This is a genomic window from Spiribacter aquaticus (genome assembly GCF_007625215.1).
GTDB classification, from domain to species: Bacteria; Pseudomonadota; Gammaproteobacteria; order Nitrococcales; family Nitrococcaceae; genus Spiribacter; species Spiribacter roseus.
In genome coordinates this window covers 247,035-263,016 of sequence record NZ_VMKP01000003.1, presented here as the reverse complement: position 1 = coordinate 263,016, position 15,982 = coordinate 247,035, and the positions used below count along the sequence as shown (strand labels likewise).

16 protein-coding genes are annotated in these 15,982 nt (G+C 66.3%); 1 reads left to right on the top strand and 15 read right to left on the bottom strand.

Features of this window, described 5'->3' with window-relative positions:
• Nucleotides 1-5 precede the first annotated feature (5 nt).
• Both cysS and gltX read right to left on the bottom strand, forming a co-directional pair.
• Nucleotides 6-1,400, bottom strand: a complete 1,395-nt coding sequence (gene cysS, locus FPL11_RS07775; RefSeq protein ID WP_144348105.1) for a cysteine--tRNA ligase — start codon at nucleotides 1,398-1,400, stop codon at nucleotides 6-8.
• On the bottom strand, nucleotides 1,393-2,823 hold the full coding sequence (gene gltX, locus FPL11_RS07770; protein ID WP_144348104.1) for a glutamate--tRNA ligase: 1,431 nt from the start codon (nucleotides 2,821-2,823) through the stop codon (nucleotides 1,393-1,395). Before gltX ends, cysS begins: the two co-directional genes overlap by 8 nt.
• A gap of 61 nt (nucleotides 2,824-2,884) precedes the next feature.
• Here gltX and FPL11_RS07765 point away from each other — a divergent pair, with 61 nt between their 5' ends.
• On the top strand, nucleotides 2,885-3,640 hold the full coding sequence (locus tag FPL11_RS07765) for a UDP-2,3-diacylglucosamine diphosphatase (protein WP_144348103.1): 756 nt from the start codon (nucleotides 2,885-2,887) through the stop codon (nucleotides 3,638-3,640).
• On the opposite strand, the gene FPL11_RS07760 is transcribed toward FPL11_RS07765, so the two are convergent.
• The 13 genes from FPL11_RS07760 to FPL11_RS07700 all read right to left on the bottom strand — a co-directional run bounded on the left by FPL11_RS07760 (nucleotide 3,624) and on the right by FPL11_RS07700 (nucleotide 15,975).
• Nucleotides 3,624-4,100, bottom strand: coding sequence for a hypothetical protein (locus FPL11_RS07760; RefSeq protein ID WP_144348102.1), 477 nt, complete (start codon nucleotides 4,098-4,100; stop codon nucleotides 3,624-3,626). The genes FPL11_RS07765 and FPL11_RS07760 overlap by 17 nt on opposite strands.
• Nucleotides 4,101-4,187: 87 nt before the next feature.
• Nucleotides 4,188-5,057, bottom strand: a complete 870-nt coding sequence (locus FPL11_RS07755) for a glycine betaine ABC transporter substrate-binding protein (protein WP_069134164.1) — start codon at nucleotides 5,055-5,057, stop codon at nucleotides 4,188-4,190.
• Between the two features lie 28 nt (nucleotides 5,058-5,085).
• On the bottom strand, nucleotides 5,086-5,934 hold the full coding sequence (locus tag FPL11_RS07750) for an ABC transporter permease (protein ID WP_412549245.1): 849 nt from the start codon (nucleotides 5,932-5,934) through the stop codon (nucleotides 5,086-5,088).
• The gene (proV, locus tag FPL11_RS07745) at nucleotides 5,934-7,133 is read right to left on the bottom strand and encodes a glycine betaine/L-proline ABC transporter ATP-binding protein ProV (RefSeq protein ID WP_144348101.1); all 1,200 of its coding nucleotides are present in this window, start codon (nucleotides 7,131-7,133) and stop codon (nucleotides 5,934-5,936) included. Before proV ends, FPL11_RS07750 begins: the two co-directional genes overlap by 1 nt.
• A gap of 161 nt (nucleotides 7,134-7,294) precedes the next feature.
• Nucleotides 7,295-8,479 carry an O-succinylhomoserine sulfhydrylase gene (locus FPL11_RS07740; protein ID WP_069134161.1) on the bottom strand — a complete coding sequence of 395 codons (1,185 nt, stop codon included), beginning with the start codon at nucleotides 8,477-8,479 and terminating at the stop codon, nucleotides 7,295-7,297.
• Nucleotides 8,476-9,987, bottom strand: a complete 1,512-nt coding sequence (gene purF, locus FPL11_RS07735) for an amidophosphoribosyltransferase (RefSeq protein ID WP_144348100.1) — start codon at nucleotides 9,985-9,987, stop codon at nucleotides 8,476-8,478. The genes FPL11_RS07740 and purF overlap by 4 nt, the downstream gene beginning before the upstream one ends.
• A 4-nt stretch (nucleotides 9,988-9,991) precedes the next feature.
• Complete coding sequence (locus FPL11_RS07730) at nucleotides 9,992-10,582, bottom strand: CvpA family protein (RefSeq protein ID WP_235013465.1); 591 nt, start codon at nucleotides 10,580-10,582, stop codon at nucleotides 9,992-9,994.
• A gap of 27 nt (nucleotides 10,583-10,609) precedes the next feature.
• Nucleotides 10,610-11,107, bottom strand: coding sequence for an SPOR domain-containing protein (locus tag FPL11_RS07725; RefSeq protein WP_144348099.1), 498 nt, complete (start codon nucleotides 11,105-11,107; stop codon nucleotides 10,610-10,612).
• 27 nt (nucleotides 11,108-11,134) lie between these two features.
• Nucleotides 11,135-12,427 (bottom strand): bifunctional folylpolyglutamate synthase/dihydrofolate synthase, encoded by a 1,293-nt coding sequence (locus FPL11_RS07720; protein WP_144348098.1) that lies wholly within the window; start codon nucleotides 12,425-12,427, stop codon nucleotides 11,135-11,137.
• A gap of 9 nt (nucleotides 12,428-12,436) precedes the next feature.
• Nucleotides 12,437-13,321, bottom strand: a complete 885-nt coding sequence (gene accD, locus FPL11_RS07715) for an acetyl-CoA carboxylase, carboxyltransferase subunit beta (RefSeq protein WP_069134156.1) — start codon at nucleotides 13,319-13,321, stop codon at nucleotides 12,437-12,439.
• On the bottom strand, nucleotides 13,318-14,142 hold the full coding sequence (gene trpA / locus FPL11_RS07710) for a tryptophan synthase subunit alpha (RefSeq protein ID WP_144348097.1): 825 nt from the start codon (nucleotides 14,140-14,142) through the stop codon (nucleotides 13,318-13,320). Before trpA ends, accD begins: the two co-directional genes overlap by 4 nt.
• Nucleotides 14,139-15,371: a tryptophan synthase subunit beta gene (gene trpB, locus FPL11_RS07705; RefSeq protein ID WP_144348096.1), complete on the bottom strand. Its 1,233-nt coding sequence runs from the start codon at nucleotides 15,369-15,371 to the stop codon at nucleotides 14,139-14,141. The genes trpA and trpB overlap by 4 nt, the downstream gene beginning before the upstream one ends.
• Nucleotides 15,346-15,975: a phosphoribosylanthranilate isomerase gene (locus FPL11_RS07700; RefSeq protein ID WP_144348273.1), complete on the bottom strand. Its 630-nt coding sequence runs from the start codon at nucleotides 15,973-15,975 to the stop codon at nucleotides 15,346-15,348. The genes trpB and FPL11_RS07700 overlap by 26 nt, the downstream gene beginning before the upstream one ends.
• Nucleotides 15,976-15,982: the final 7 nt, after the last annotated feature.

Sequence of the window (15,982 nt, the reverse complement as noted above, 5' to 3'; positions counted from 1 at the left end):
CTGGCTCAGTGGCCGTCGCGACGCCAGCGGGTGCCCTCAGGCTTATCCTCGAGCACCACCCCCTCGGCCAGCAGCTCATCACGAATGGCATCCGCGCGCGCAAAATCCCGGGCCGCCCGGGCCGCCGCCCGCTCGGCGAGTCGCGCCTCGATGCGTGTGGCATCGGCATCATCCTCTGACGCCGTCGCCTGCAGATAGGCGATCGGCGACTGACCCAGCAGCCCCAGCATGCCGCCCAGCTCGCGCAGTGTTGTGCCCAGACCATCGGCCCGGTCAACCTCGCCGGCCTCGCGGGCGCGGTTGATGGTGCGCGCCAGCTCGAACAGCACGGCCAGGGCCAGCGGTGTATTGAAATCGTCATCCATCGCCGCCCGAAAGCGGCCGCGGAACACCTCGCTGTCCCCCGCTTGCGTCTGTTCCCCGGGCAGGTCACGCAATGCCGTGTAGAGCCGCTCCATCCCGCTCCGCGCCTGCGACAGCGCGTCAGCGGTATAGTTGAGCGGGCTGCGGTAATGACTTGAGAGCAGGAAATGGCGGACCGTTTCGGCATCGTGCCGGGCGAGGACGTCGCGCACGGTGGTGAAGTTGCCCAGCGACTTCGCCATCTTCTCATCGTCGATGCGCACGTGGCCGTTGTGCATCCAGTAGTTGACGAAATGCTCGCCGGTGGCCGCTTCCGACTGGGCGATCTCGTTCTCGTGATGGGGAAACTTCAGGTCGAGCCCACCGCCGTGGATGTCGAAGTGGTCACCCAGGCAGTGGGTGGACATGGCCGAGCACTCGATATGCCAGCCGGGCCGCCCCGGGCCCCACGGCGAGGGCCAGCCGGGTTCGTCGGGTCGCGCCGCCTTCCACAGCGCGAAGTCGGCCGGATCGCGCTTGTGCTCACCCGCCTCGACCCGGGCGCCGGCCCGCAGATCCTCGAGACGCTTACCGGAGAGCTGGCCATAATCGGCGAACTGGCCGACGGCGTAATACACATCGCCCCCGGCCGCGTAGGCGTAGCCGCGGTCCACGAGGCGCTGGATCATGGCAATGATCTCGTCGACATGCGCCGTGGCGCGGGGTTCTTCGTCGGGACGTTCGCAGCCGAGCGCATCGGCGTCGGCGTGCATCGCCTCGGTGAAACGCGATGTCAACGCGTCCATGGACTCGCCCAGCGTGGCGGCCCGGGCGATGATCTTGTCGTCAATGTCGGTGATATTGCGCACATAGTGGACGTCGTAGCCGCTGGCCCGCAGGTAGCGGACCACCATGTCGAAGACCACCATGGCGCGGGCATGGCCGAGATGACAGTAGTCGTACACCGTCATGCCGCACACATAGAGACTGACATGCGGCGGATCGATGGGCACGAAGGCGGCCTTGCGGCCACTCAGGCTGTCATGGATCTCAAGCATCCGTATCGGCTCCCGGGGCGGCGATGGCGGCCGCCTGTTGCAAACGCAGCCGGCGGATATCTGCCGGCATGAGATGAATGATGTCGCCCAGTGCCGGGCCATGATCAAGCCCCGTCAGGGCCTGGCGCAGCGGCTTCATCAGCGCGCCGCCGCGGCGTCCGGTGGCGGCCTCGAGCTCGGCCCGCAGGGGCTTCCAGTCAGCGGTGGCCGCCGACTCGAGCAGCCCGGCCAGGGTTTCGAAGAAGGCCGCTCCCGACGGGCGGAGCCGGGCTTCGAGCGCCCCGTTGAGCACTGACTGCCGCGAAAACAGGCGCAGCGCCCAGTCATTGAGCTCATCGGCGCGGCGCAGGTTGGGTTGCACGAGGCGGATGAATGCGGCGACCCGGTCGCCCGGCACGCAGTCGACCCGCAGCGCGGGTCGCAGGCGGGCGACCGGCGCCGCCGCCATCGCCAGCGACTGCCAGTAATCGAGCTGGCGACGATCAAACCGGACCGGCCGCCGGCTGAGGCGGGTCACGTCGAAATCCGCCGCCAGCGTGTCGAGCGGCTCGAGGCCGTCCGCCGGCGCCGGGTTGCCCAGCCGAGCCAGGTAGTTTGCGATGGCCGCCGGTTCCACGCCCTCGTCCCGCAGGGTCCCGACACCCGGCGCACCGCGGCGCTTCGATAGCGGCGCCCCCTGATCGTCGACCACCAGCGACAGGTGACCGTAGACCGGGACCGACTGCCCCAGGCGCTCGAGCAGCACGATCTGGCGAGGCGTATTCGAGAGATGATCCTCGCCGCGCAGCACATGGGTGATCCCCATCAGCGCGTCATCCAGGGCGTTGGCGAACAGAAATGCGGCACTCCCGTCGGCCCGCTGGATGATCGGATCATCGAGATCCGCCGCCTGGAATGACTGCTCGCCGCGCACCGCGTCGATGAATCGGAGACTGCCTTCAGCCGGCATGCGCAACCGCAGGACCGCGGACTCTCCGGCCGCGACGCGCTCCGCCGAGCGAACCGGATCGAGACCCGCGCAGCAGCCGTCATAACGTGGCGGGTGGCCGGCCTTTTTCTGACGCTCGCGCAGCGCGGCAAGCCGCTCGGTGGAACAGAAACAGTAATAGGCGGCGTCCATGTGCCGCAGGCGCCCGGCCGCTTCGGCATGCAGGTCGGTCCGTCGGGACTGCTGCCAGGCGACCGGTGAGTCGACCCCCGGCCCCACATCCCAGCCGAGCCCCAGCCATTCCAGGTCGCCCTGCAGCCGCTCGATACGCTCGGCATCGCTGCGGGCCGCATCACTGTCTTCGATGCGCAGCACGAACGCGCCCCGGTGGTGCCGCGCCAGCAGCCAGTTGAAAAGCGCCGTGCGCAGGTTGCCGACATGAAGCTGGCCCGACGGGCTGGGTGCGAAGCGTGTGCGAACGGCCTGATGATCCATCGCCGCAATGGTAATGGAACCGCGCCTTGCATGCAGCTGCCGCCCCGGGCATCGTCACGCCATGACTCCACTGCGTTTTGACACCACCCGCGCGCCGGTGCTGTTTATCGCCGATCTGCACCTGGATCCGCAGCGCCCGGCGGCCATACGGGCATTCCGCCATTTCGTCGAGACGCGCGCGCCGTCCGCGGCCGCGCTTTTCATTCTGGGTGACCTGTTCGAGGCGTGGATCGGCGACGACGCACAACCGGCGGATGATCCCGTCGCGCCGGCGCTCGCGGCGCTCAGTGCAAAGGGCACTCCGGTCTATTTCCTGGCGGGCAACCGTGACTTTCTGATTGGCCCGGCGTTCTGTCAGGCCGCTGGGATCACGATGCTGGCCGAGCCCACATGGGTGGAGATCGACGACGAAGCGGTGCTCCTCGAGCACGGCGATGCGCTGTGTACCGACGATACCGCCTATCAGGCATTCCGCGCGCAGGTCCGCGACCCGGAGTGGCAGGCCGGATTTCTGGCACAGCCCATTGCCAGACGGCTGGAGCAGGCGCGCGACCTGCGCCAGCGCAGTGGTGAGGCCATGGCCGGCAAGCCCGCCGCGATCATGGACGTCAACGCTGCGGCCGTGCGCGACCGGCTTGAAACCTGGGGTGTGCGGACCCTGATCCATGGCCACACCCACCGCCCCGCCATTCACCACCTGGACCTGGGCGATGGCGCCGGGCGTCGCATCGTCCTGGGGGACTGGTTTGAACAGGGCAGCGTGCTGCGCATCGACCATGGCACCGCTCGACTGGAGACACTCAGCTTCGAAGGTTGATCAACCGGTCGGCGGCAGCGGACCGGACGGTGGGGTCCGGGTCGTGACAACGGATCTCCTCAAGCAACCCCCATTCGTCGATCAACCCGAGCGCCGCCCGGCGCAGGCTCGGCTCACGGGCACTGCGGGCTACATGGGCGATGATCTGGGCGTCGGAACAGGCCTTCAGCGCTGCATGCCGATAGCCGATATCCAGCGTATCGCCGCCGGCGAGCAACTGACGGTAACGAACGCGGGCCGCCTCGCGGACCACTTCGTCGCTCTCCGACTCGCACACCTGACGCAGGATGATCAGGTCCTGGAGTCGGCGGATGGCAGCGCAACGAACGCCGCGATCGGGATCGTGGGTCACGACCCGGCGCAATGCGTTATGCCCCACCACCGCGGCATCGATGGCCGCGCGGCGGCTGGCGGGATCCGGGGCGTGAATGTCGGGACGCGGATTTCGCCGTAATCTCATTCCCGCAGTCTAAAACAGAACACCCCGCACGCGGCGGGGTGTGAATCGGCCGATTGGCTCGGCCCGAGGTGCCCGAGGCACCGTCGATCAGAACTCGCCGGTCAGCCAGTAGTTGACCTGATCCGGGTTCTCATCGATGAACTGGCTGATCGCCTCGTCATAGGAGCTCTCGCGCGCCTCGAACATGTAGCCCTGAAGCTCGTCGAGCGACAGATACATGCGCGTCAGCACCTGGGAGATCTGCGGATAGTCCGCATCAAAGCCCGCGCGGGCCAGGACGTGAACACGCTCCGGACCACCCAGCACGCCCTGCGGATCCTCGAGATAGCGCAGGTCGTAGGCACCGAACTTCCAGTGCGGGCTCCAGCCCGTTACCACGACCCACTCCTCGCGGTTGGTGGCGCGGTCCAGCGCCGCCGTCATGCCGGCACCGCTCGAGGTCTGCAGGTTGTAGCCGTCGAGCTCGTACTCCTCGATGGCGGACTCGGAGAGCTGCGTGAGGCCGGCGCCCGGATCGATACCGGTGATGCGCCCGTCCAGCTTGTCGCGGACCGACTCGTTGGACAGATCGCTCAGCGAGGACAGCTGGCTTTCCGGGATGTAGTCCGGCACGACCCAGCCGAGGCGGGCCCCGTTGTAGAGCACGCCGAGGTTTTCGACGTTCGAGGCGATTTCCTCGTAATAGTCCTCGTGGGTTGCCGGCAGCCACGCCATCATCATGGCGTCGATGTCGCCGGTCTCGATGCCCTGGTACTGCGGCGCGATGTCCGTCTGCACCAGCTCGACCGTGTGGTCGGTGTTCTCATTGATCAGCCGCGAGGCGAGCTTGGTGACGAACTCGGCGTCAGACCAGGCCGTCCAGCCAATTTCAATCGTGTCATCCTGGGCCTGGGCACCCCCCGCGAGGGCCATCCCCAGCGCTCCGGTGACCAAGAGACGCGTTGATTGCCTTAGCATCGGGTTACTCCTTTCTTGCAACAAAAAATCAATCCTTGCCACGGCGCAGGCCAAAGCTCTGCGTCATCCGATCCAGCAGGATTGCGAGAATGACAACACCCAGTCCGCCCTCGAAACCGAGGCCGACGTCCAGCCGCTGAATGCCTGTCAAAACGGTATTGCCCAACCCGCCGGCGCCGATCATCGAGGCGATGACGACCATGGAAAGGGCCAGCATGATGGTCTGGTTGACGCCCGCCATGATCGAGGGCATCGCCAGTGGCACCTGCACCTTGTAAAGCAGCTGGCGTTGGGTGCAGCCAAAGGCGAGTCCCGCCTCGACGTTCTCCTGACTGACCTGGCGGATGCCGAGGTTGGTCAGGCGAACCGCCGGCGGCATCGCGAAGATCACCGTGGCGATGGTGCCGGGCACCTTGCCCAGCCCAAAGAAAATGGCCGCCGGGATCAGATAGACGAACGGCGGCATGGTCTGCATGAAATCCAGTACCGGCCGCACGACCATAGCCACCGCGTCGCGTCGCGCCATGGTGATGCCCAGCGGCAGCCCCACCAGCAGGGCGATCAGACTCGCGCCGATCACCAGCGCCAGGGTCTGCATGGTCTCCTGCCACAGTCCCATGCCAACCACCAGCAGCAGCGCCAGCGCGGCAAACAGACCAAACCGCCAGCCGACCCGGTACCAGGCAAACGCCACCAACAGAGGGGCCAGGACAAAGTCGGGCAGGAACAGCAGCGCTGACTCGAGCCCGTCGGCGACGAATCCAACGCCAGTGGCGAATCCATCAAGCGGCCCCGCCAGCGTCGAGCGGACCCACTCCACGCCGGCCTCGACCCATCCGCCGATGGGGATATCAATGATCTCCCGCAAATCAGCCATTATTCTGCTCCTGAGCGATCCAGTGTCTTGAGAACGGCGGTTCGGCTGATGCTGCCCACGTAATGGCCGCTGGCATCGGTCACCGGCAGCGGATGTCCGGTCTGCGCCGATCGGGTCACCACATCACTGAGGGGCGTATCCGCCGGCAGTGTCGTCACGTCGTCCAGAAACGCCGCGTCAAAACCCGCGTCATTGCCGGCATCCATCGCCTTTTTCAGCGAATCGGCACTGACCGTGCCGCGATAGCGCTCGTCGGTGTCCAGGACCACGCCCAGCTCGCGGTTGTTGGCATGCAGGCGCTCCAGCGCTGCGCGCAGGCTGGTGCCGGGACGATCGAACACCATGACCTGACGGCGATCGGCCAGATCCGTCGCCGAGAACACCCGGGTGACGTCCACGCCGTAGAAAAACGAGCGCACATACTCATTGGCCGGCTGGGTGACGATTTCCTCGGGCGTGCCCACCTGAACGACCCGGCCTCCCTGCATGATGGCGATGCGATCGCCGATCCGCATGGCCTCGTCGAGATCATGGGAGATGAAAATGATGGTGCGGCGGTTCTCCCGCTGCAGCTGCACCAGCTCATCCTGCATCTCGGTGCGGATCAGCGGGTCAAGCGCCGAGAACGCCTCGTCCATCAGCATGATCGACGGGTCGGCCGCCAGCGCCCGGGCCAGCCCGACGCGCTGTTGCATGCCACCGGAGAGCTCCTCCGGGAAGCTGCTGGCGTTGGGCTTGAGACCCACCTGCTCGAGGGCATCAAGGGCCCGCGCTTCGCGGGTCTCGCGGTCGCTGCCGGCCACTTCCAGACCAAAGGCGGCGTTCTGCAGCACCGTTTTATGGGGCATCAGCGCGAACGACTGAAACACCATGCTCATCTCGTGGCGACGCAGGTTGATCAGCTCGTTACGCGGCATCGCCGTGACATCACGTCCATCGATCAGAACCCGTCCCGCCGTGGCGTCGATCAGGCGGTTGAACATCCGCACGATGGTGGATTTACCGGAGCCGGACAGCCCCATGATGACGAAGATTTCGCCCTCTTCGATGTCGAAGGACGCGCGCTGGACACCCACGGTGTTGCCGGTCTTCTCGAAGATCGCGTCCTTTTCATAGCCGGCCTCCAGAAGACGCATGCCCTCATCGGGATCAGGCCCGAAGACTTTGTGGAGGTTATCGACCGAGATCTTGGTGGTCATCGGACAGCCCCTTGGGTTGGCGCGGTGATGGACGGCAGGCCGGGGGCGGTCGACGATGCGTCAGGCGCATCCAGGGGTGTGATGGAGAGACCGGTTGGGTCTGTCATACCGCTCCGCAATGGCTTCGATGAACAAAACCGTACGGAACCAGTAACGCTTGTTCAACCGCCCTGACGGATTCGCGACAACCCATGATCCAGATCGGTCTGGATGTCAGTTAAGTCCTCAAGACCCACCGAGACCCGCACGAGGCCTTCCTGAATGCCCATGGCCTCACGCTGATCCGCCGGCACACGACCGTGGGTGGTGGTGGCCGGATGGGTGATGGTCGAGCGGGTATCGCCGAGGTTGGCGGTAATCGAGAGCATCCGGGTATGGTCGATGACGCTCCAGGCCGCCGCTCGGCCACCCGCGACCTCGAACGAGACGATGCCGCCGAACGCCTTCTGCTGACGGGCCGCCAGCGCATGCTGCGGGTGATCCGCCAGGCCGCTGTAGAAAACCCGCGTCACCGCCGGGTGCGAGCGCAGCCATTCGGCAAGCGCGGCCGCCTGCTCGCTGTGGGCGCGCATGCGCAGGTTGAGCGTTTCGAGCCCCTTGAGGAATACCCAGGCATTGAACGGACTCATCGTCGGCCCGGCCGTGCGCAGCACCGGGAAGATGTGCCGATCCAGGGTATCGGCGTCACCGACCAGCGCACCGCCCACACAGCGCCCCTGACCATCGAGGTATTTGGTGGCGGAGTGCGAGACGATGTCCGCGCCCCAATCCAACGGCCGCTGCAGGGCCGAGGTGCAGAAGCAGTTATCCACCACCAGCCGCGCATCGTGGGCGTGGGCCAGATCCGCGAGGGCACGGATGTCCGCCACTTCGGTCAACGGGTTCGACGGCGTTTCGAGGAACAGCATCTGCGTTTCGGGGCGCATCGCCCCTGCCCAGGCATCCACGTCCGTCGGTGAGACGAAATCGGTGTGCACCCCGAACCGCGACAGCTGGTTGGCGAACAGCGAACTCGTGGTCCCGAACACACCCAGCGAGCAGATCACATGATCGCCGGTCCGCAGCAGCCCCATGCACAGGCTGAGAATCGCCGACATGCCCGAGGCCGTGGCGATTGCCCGTTCGCCGCCTTCCATCGCCGCCAGACGGTTTTCGAAGGCCCGCACGGTGGGGTTGGTGAACCGCGAATAGATATTCCCCGATTCCTCGCCGCTGAACCGTGCCGCCGCCTCGGCCGCGCTCCGAAAGGTGAAGCTCGACGTGGGGAATATCGCCTCGGAGTGCTCCTGCTCAGGCGTCCGCTCCCAGCCCGCGCGCAGGCCGGTGGTGTCGTCGCCCCAACTCAAGAGCGCACCATCCCGAGTTCGTTCACGGCGGTGCTCTCCTGGCCCACCTGACGGGCCGCCTCGCCGCGCTGCGCCTCAAGCTGCAGCAGGTAGTCGACGCTGATGTCGCCGGTCACATAACGGCCGTCGAAGCATGAGCAGTCAAAGCTGCCGATGTCGCTATTGCCCTCGCGTACGGCGGCCACCAGATCCTCAAGGTCCTGATAGATCATCCCGTCGGCGCCAATGGTCTGGCGGATGTCCTCCACCGATCGGCCATGCGCGAGCAGCTCCCGGGCCGCCGGCATGTCGATGCCATAGACATTGGGGTAGCGCACCGGCGGTGCGGCCGAGGCAAAGAACACCTTGTTGGCACCGGCGTCGCGGGCCATCTCGATGATCTGCTCCGACGTGGTGCCGCGGACGATGGAGTCGTCGAGCAGCAGGACATTCTTGCCGCGGAATTCCAGTTCGATGGGATTGAGCTTCTGGCGGACGGATTTCTTCCGCACGGCCTGACCCGGCATGATGAAGGTCCGGCCGATATAGCGGTTTTTGATGAATCCCTCGCGATACCGGATGTTGAGATCGTTGGCCAGATCCAGCGCACTGGTGCGGCTGGTATCCGGAATGGGGATGACCACGTCGATGTCGTGATGCGCCCACTCCCGCTTGATTTTGCGGGCCAGGGTCCGCCCCATCCGCAGCCGCGATTTGTAGACCGAGACATCGTCGAGCATGGAATCGGGCCGGGACAGGTAGACGTATTCGAAAATGCACGGCGAGAGCGCGGTCTCAGTGGCGCACTGGCGGGTGTGCAGACGCCCTTCGAGATCGATGAACACGGCCTCACCGGGCGCCACATCCCGGATGAGCCGGAAGCCGAGAACGCTCAGCGCGACACTCTCCGAGGCGATCATGTACTCGGTGCCCGAGGGCGTCTCGCGACTGCCGAAGCACAGCGGCCGGATGCCATTGGGATCACGGAAGCCGAGCACGCCATAGCCGTTGATCATGGCCACGGCCGCGTACCCGCCATGGCAGCGCTCGTGAATACCGGTGACCGCATTGAAGATGTCCGACTCGTCCACCCGCAGCTTACCCAGCTCGGCGAGCTTATGGGCGAACACGTTGAGGAGGATTTCGGAATCGGAGCTGGTATTGATGTGGCGGAGATCTTCGAGAAAGAGATCGCGCTTGATGGCCTCGGCGTTGGTCAGGTTGCCATTGTGGGCGATGCTGATGCCGTAGGGTGAGTTGACATAGAACGGCTGGGCCTCGGCCGCACTGGCGCAGCCGGCGGTGGGATAGCGGCAGTGACCGATTCCCATGTTGCCCTGCAGCTGCATCATGTCCTGGGTGCTGAAGACATCGCGCACCAGACCGTTGTCCTTGCGCAGATGCAGCCGGCCGCGATCAAAGGTCATGATGCCGGCGGCATCCTGCCCGCGATGCTGGAGGACCGTCAGGCCATCATAAAGGGCCTGGTTGACCGGTTCCCGGGCCACCATGCCGATTACGCCACACATAGATTCAGCTCCCGCTCTCGCCGTTGGATTGTGAATTGATCTGACAGTAGGCTTCCCAGTAGGCGAACGCCGCCGTGCCGTTGACCGGTGCCTGTGACACCCCGGGCACCTGACGCGCCTGTTCAAGCCAGCTACCGACCTGTGCATGACAGACCCATGGGCGATAACCCTGCGCGATCACCGACTCCCGCCACCAGGTCTCGTTGGGGACCGCGGTCAGGCCCGCCCCCAGCACCACCACGCCAATCAACAGCAGGCCGCGCAGCGCACCGAAGACCACGCCCAGCAGCCGGTCGGTGCCCGACAATCCGGTCCGTCCAACCAGCATGCGGGCGAGAAAACTCACAAGCGCCCCCACCAGCAGGGTCAGGATGAAAAGCCCGGCGAATCCGGCCACCAGCCGCAGCATTGAGGAGGCGAGCCAGGGTGACAGGTAATCGCCCACCTGAGCGCTGTAGCGGACGCCGACCCAGAAAGCCGCCACCCAGACCAGCACCGAAATGACCTCGCGGACGAATCCGCGAATCACACCGATGACCACCGACAGCGCGATGACGCCGATAAACGCGAGATCCAGCCAGTTCAACGGTGTCATAGTCGTATCATTGTAACAGTCGGTCGCCTAGGGCTCGACGATATAGCCGGGCAGATCGTGATCCTCAGCCAGGCGCTGGGCCATTGCCTCAGCCGCCGACCGCGTGTCCACCGGGCCCACCTGAACGCGATAGCGCAGACGATCCTCGCGGTCATTCTCGGCGATGCGGACCGTCAGGCCATCCTCATCGAGCCGCCCCGACAGGCGCCGGGCGTTCTCGAGACTGCCAAACGCGCCGACCTGCACGAAAAATCCCGCGCCACTGCCCGCCGCCGGGTCCGGGCTCACGGGCGCCGGGGCCTCGGAGGGTGCCGCTTCCTCAGGGGGAACCGGCTCCGGTGTCCCGTCGGTGGTGTCTTCGGGCAGGCTCGGCGCCGCGTCGAGGGAAGGCTCGGCGGGCATGTCCAGCTGTATGTCGACGCGGGTCTGCTCCACCGGGCCACTCAGCAGCATCGGCAGGAAGATGACACCCAGCGCGACCAGCACAATCGCCCCGATCAACCGCTGTCTGAATCGCTGATCCACCCCTGTGCTCCGCGTCACTCCACCGCCTCAGTCTCGGCTGCTGCCGCCCGCGTTGCAAGGGACAACGCCTGCCTGCATGAACGCCTCGACGACCCGGAAGGATCCCGCGGCCACCGCCAGATCGCTGCCCGCTGCGCGTTGCTCAAGCTGCTGACGCGCCCCGGCCGCATCACCACGGCCAATCACCACCGCACCGACATCCGCCAGCGCCCGTTCAATCGCCTCGGCGGAATGACTCTGAGGATCGTCCAGCGACAGGGCATACCACTCATCAACCACCGGGGCGAGCCGTTCGATCAGCACCCGCAGCGGCTTGCGGGCCATCAACCCGAACGCCATACGCACCCGGCCGTGCTCGCGATGGGCGGCCAGTCGGCGGGCGAGCAACTCGATGGCCGACGGGTTGTGACCGACATCAAGCAGCCATCCACCCCCCGGCCCCGGCGCCCGCGACTGACGCCCGATAAGACGCGCCTTGGCGAGCCCCCGGGCGACACTGGCGGCGTCGACACCCAGCGATGGCATGCCACGGGTCAGCGCCGCCACCGCTCCGGCGGCGTTGGCGAGCGCCGCATCGCCCATCCACTCGGGGCGGGGCAGATGCGCATAGTGGCGGTGATCGTCATGCCACGACCAGTCCCCATCGCCGCTGGCATACCCATAGTCCCGGCCCAGCTGATGCAGCGGGGCGGGTAGCGCCTCAGCCCGCTCGGCAATCCGCTGCGGTGGCTGGGGATCGGAGCAGATGATCGGCCGATGCGGCCGGGCGATCCCGAGTTTTTCACCGGCAATAGCCTCGCGGTTGTCACCCAGCCACTCCATGTGATCGAGATCGATGGCGGTGATCACCGCCACCGCCGGGTCCAGGCAGTTGCTCGCATCCAGCCGGCCGCCCAGGCCTACTTCCAGCACCCATGGATGGGCCCCGGCGGCCCGAAAACACCAGACAGCGGCGAGTGTCGAGAACTCGAAGTAAGTGAGGGTGATCGATCCGCGCGCACGGTCAATGGCCTCGAACGCGGCCACGATATCGGCGTCGTCCACGGGCTTTCCATCAATGCGGATACGCTCGTTGTAGCGCAGCAGGTGGGGCGAAGTGAAGGCACCCGGGCGATGACCGGCAGCCTGTAGGATTGATTCGAGGCAGGCCACGGTACTGCCTTTGCCGTTGGTCCCCGCCACGGTGATGATCGGCGTTGGATCGCTTTGCAGCTCCAGCCGCCGGGCGACCTCGGTGATCCGCTCCAGACCCAGATCGATCTCGCGCGGATGCACCCCCTCGAGCCAGGCGAGCCAGCGCTCGAGCACGGTCGCGGCCATTGGCGTCGATCAGCTCGGGGCGGCGGCGGCCTGCCGGGGCGCCGGAGCATGGGTCAGCATCGCCAGCAGGGAGGCAATGCGCACACGCTGCTCACGGCGGTCGATGATCCGGTCCACCGCGCCGTGTTCAAGCAGAAATTCACTGCGCTGAAACCCCTCGGGCAACGTCTCGCGTACGGTCTGCTCAATGACCCGGGGCCCGGCAAAACCGATCAGCGCGCCGGGTTCGGCGACGATGATATCGCCCAGGGTCGCCAGACTGGCGGACACACCCCCCATGGTGGGATCGGTGAGGACGCTGACGAATGGTACGCCGGCGTCCGAGAGCCGCTTCAGTGCGGCACTGGTCTTGGCCATCTGCATGAGCGAGAGCAGTGCCTCCTGCATGCGTGCGCCCCCGCTGGCGCTGAAACATACCAGCGGGCAGCCCGACTCGCGGGCCTGCTCGGCGGCGCGCACGAAGCGCTCCCCGACCACAGCCCCCATGGAACCGCCCATGAAGCGGAATTCAAAGGCCACCGCCACAACGGGCTGGTCCATCAGCGTGCCGCGCATGGCCACCAGCGCGTCCCGCTCGCCAGTGGTGCGCTGCGCCTGACTCAGCCGATCCTTATAGCGTTTGGAATCCTTGAACCGCAGCGTATCGACGGGCTGCAGCTCGGCACCGATCTCGCTCTGCCCGGCTTCGTCCAGAAACAGCGCCAGCCGCCGCCGGGCGCCAATGCGCATATGGGCGTCACACTTGGGGCAGACTTCGAGATTGCGCTCAAGCTCGGGCCGATAGAGCACGGCATTGCAGGCCTCGCACTTGGTCCAGAGCCCCTCGGGAATACTGTGACTGCGCCCGCCCTCGGTGCGGATCCGCGAGGGCATGAGCTTTTCAAACCAGCTCAATCCACCACCTCCGCCAGCGGTGTATCAAGGCCGGCACGCAGCTCGCGGGTGATGGCCTCGACCGCATCGCCGATGGCGGCGTCGTCACCGACATTCTCGGCGATGCGCGAGACGATGGCCGTGCCCACCACGACCGCGTCGGCGACCTGGCCAAGGCGGGCCGCGTCATGGCCGCTCCGCACCCCGAACCCGACACCCACCGGTGTGCGGGTGGCCTGACGGATCGTATCAACGTGGCTGCCGACGTCATCCACATCCAGGGTGCCTGCGCCGGTCACACCCTTGAGCGAGACATAGTAGACAAACCCGCTGGCCTGGCCGCAGATCGAATTGACGCGCTCCATCCGGGTGGTGGGCGCGACCAGCCAGATCGGATCCAGCGAGTGCGAGAGCAGCGCCGCCACCAGCTCGCTGCCCTCCTCGGGCGGCAGGTCGACGGTGAGGACGCCGTCCACGCCGGCGGCAGCGGCATCCCGGGCAAACGCCTGGTAACCGATCTGCTCGATGGGGTTGAGATAGCCCATCAGCACCACCGGCGTATCGTTATCGGTGCGACGGAAATCGCGCACCATCTCGAGTACGCCAAGCAGCCCGGTGCCGTTTTCCAGCGCGCGGTCGCAGGCTGACTGGATGACCGGCCCGTCCGCCATCGGATCGGAAAATGGCATGCCCACCTCGATCACATCGGCGCCGGCGTCCACCAGCCGGTGCATGAGCGGGACCGTCGCCCGGGGGTGCGGATCGCCACCGGTCAGATAGGTGACCAGGGTCTTGCGCTGCTCAGCGCGGCGCTGCTCAAAGCGGTGCCCGATCCGGCTCATAGTTCCATCCCCTCTACCTCGGCCACAGTGTTGATGTCCTTGTCGCCACGACCCGAACAGTTGATGACGATGATCTGATCGGGCGACATGTCCGCGGCCAGCTTTTCGGCATAGGCGATGGCGTGGGCGGTTTCCAGCGCCGGGATGATACCCTCGAGCTGCGCCAGGTTGTGGAATGCCGCGAGCGCATCGTCATCGTCCACCGCCACGTACTGGACACGCCCGGTGTCCTTGAGCCAGGCATGCTCGGGGCCGACCCCCGGATAATCCAGGCCCGCCGAGACCGAATGGGTGGGCATGATCTGACCGTCGGCGTTTTCCATCAGGTAGGTCCGGTTGCCATGCAGCACGCCGGGCCGCCCCGCCGACAGCGGCGCTGCATGGCGCTCGGTGGCGACGCCCTCTCCACCGGCCTCGGCCCCATAGATGGCGACACCCGTATCGCCGAGGAAGGGGTGGAACATGCCGATGGCATTTGAGCCGCCGCCCACGCAGGCCACCAGCGCATCAGGCAGCCGCCCGTGCTGTTCGAGGCACTGTTCGCGGGTCTCGCGGCCGATCACCGCCTGAAAGTCCCGGACCATTTCCGGATAGGGATGCGGTCCGGCGACGGTGCCGATAATGTAGAACGTATCATCGACATTGGCCGCCCAGTCGCGGAATGCCTCATTGAGGGCATCCTTGAGGGTGCGGGTGCCGGAGTCCACCGGCACTACCCGGGCACCCATCAGCCGCATGCGGTAGACATTGACCGACTGCCGGCGGACATCCTCGGCGCCCATGTAGACGATGCACTCGAGCCCCAGCCGGGCGCAGACGGCGGCGGTTGCCACCCCGTGCTGGCCGGCGCCGGTCTCGGCCACGATCCGGCGCTTGCCCATGCGCACCGCCAGCAATGCCTGACCCATGGTGTTGTTGATCTTGTGCGCACCGGTGTGATCCAGATCCTCGCGCTTGAGGTATAGCTGGGCCCCACCCACGCTTTCCGTCCAGTGCCGGGCGAAGTACAGCGGCGTCGGCCGGCCGACGTAGTACTGCAGGTCGGCATACAGTTCGGCCTGGAACTCGGCGTCCGTCCGGAAGCGGTCATAGGCGGCGGCCAACTCCTCGAGCGGCGCCATGAGCAGCTCGGGGACGAAACGCCCGCCGTAGGGACCGAAATGCCCGAGCGGGTCGGGGAACTCGCCGTAATCGACGGGGGCTTCAATCGCCTGGATGACGTTCGACACGATAGACCTCTTCTATGAAGGCGGCGATGCTTCGCCGATCCTTGATCCCAGGGGCGGATTCGACGCCGCTGCTGCAGTCGACGCCCCAGGGTCGAATGGTTTCGACGGCCTCGGCGACATTATCGACGCGGAGCCCGCCGGCCACGATGATGCGGGGTTCAGCCGGCAGCGACTGGTGCCAGTCGAATGCCTCGCCACTGCCGCCGGCCGCCCCCGGCGGGTGTCCATCGAGCAGAAGCCCGGCCGCGGCCGGATGCTCGCGGGCAACCGCCCAGGCATCGCCGCCGGCCATGCCGACTGCCTTGATGTAGCGATCACCGAACTGTTCGCAGAACGCCGCCGACTCATTCCCGTGAAACTGCAGCAGATCCAGCGGAACAGCTGATCTGATCCGCCGGACCTGCGCGGTATCCGCGTCCAGGAACAGTCCCACGGCGCTCACCAGCGGCGGCAGCGCCGCCACGATCCGGGCGGCCTGCGCCTCGCTGACACAGCGCCGGCTGGGCGGATGGAACACCAGTCCGATCGCATCGGCGCCGGCCTCCGCCGCCATCACCGCGTCTTCGGGTCGCGTCACGCCGCAGATTTTGATCCGGCACCGCACAGTCATA

Excerpts from the sequence above, each read along its gene's own strand:
- cysS (WP_144348105.1), bottom strand. The coding sequence starts at position 1,400 with ATGCTTGAGATCCATGACAGCCTGAGTGGCCGCAAGGCCGCCTTCGTG.
- gltX (WP_144348104.1), bottom strand. The coding sequence starts at position 2,823 with ATGGATCATCAGGCCGTTCGCACACGCTTCGCACCCAGCCCGTCGGGC.
- FPL11_RS07765 (WP_144348103.1), top strand. The coding sequence starts at position 2,885 with ATGACTCCACTGCGTTTTGACACCACCCGCGCGCCGGTGCTGTTTATC.
- FPL11_RS07760 (WP_144348102.1), bottom strand. The coding sequence starts at position 4,100 with ATGAGATTACGGCGAAATCCGCGTCCCGACATTCACGCCCCGGATCCC.
- FPL11_RS07755 (WP_069134164.1), bottom strand. The coding sequence starts at position 5,057 with ATGCTAAGGCAATCAACGCGTCTCTTGGTCACCGGAGCGCTGGGGATG.
- FPL11_RS07750 (WP_412549245.1), bottom strand. The coding sequence starts at position 5,934 with ATGGCTGATTTGCGGGAGATCATTGATATCCCCATCGGCGGATGGGTC.
- proV (WP_144348101.1), bottom strand. The coding sequence starts at position 7,133 with ATGACCACCAAGATCTCGGTCGATAACCTCCACAAAGTCTTCGGGCCT.
- purF (WP_144348100.1), bottom strand. The coding sequence starts at position 9,987 with ATGTGTGGCGTAATCGGCATGGTGGCCCGGGAACCGGTCAACCAGGCC.
- FPL11_RS07730 (WP_235013465.1), bottom strand. The coding sequence starts at position 10,582 with ATGACACCGTTGAACTGGCTGGATCTCGCGTTTATCGGCGTCATCGCG.
- FPL11_RS07720 (WP_144348098.1), bottom strand. The coding sequence starts at position 12,427 with ATGGCCGCGACCGTGCTCGAGCGCTGGCTCGCCTGGCTCGAGGGGGTG.
- trpA (WP_144348097.1), bottom strand. The coding sequence starts at position 14,142 with ATGAGCCGGATCGGGCACCGCTTTGAGCAGCGCCGCGCTGAGCAGCGC.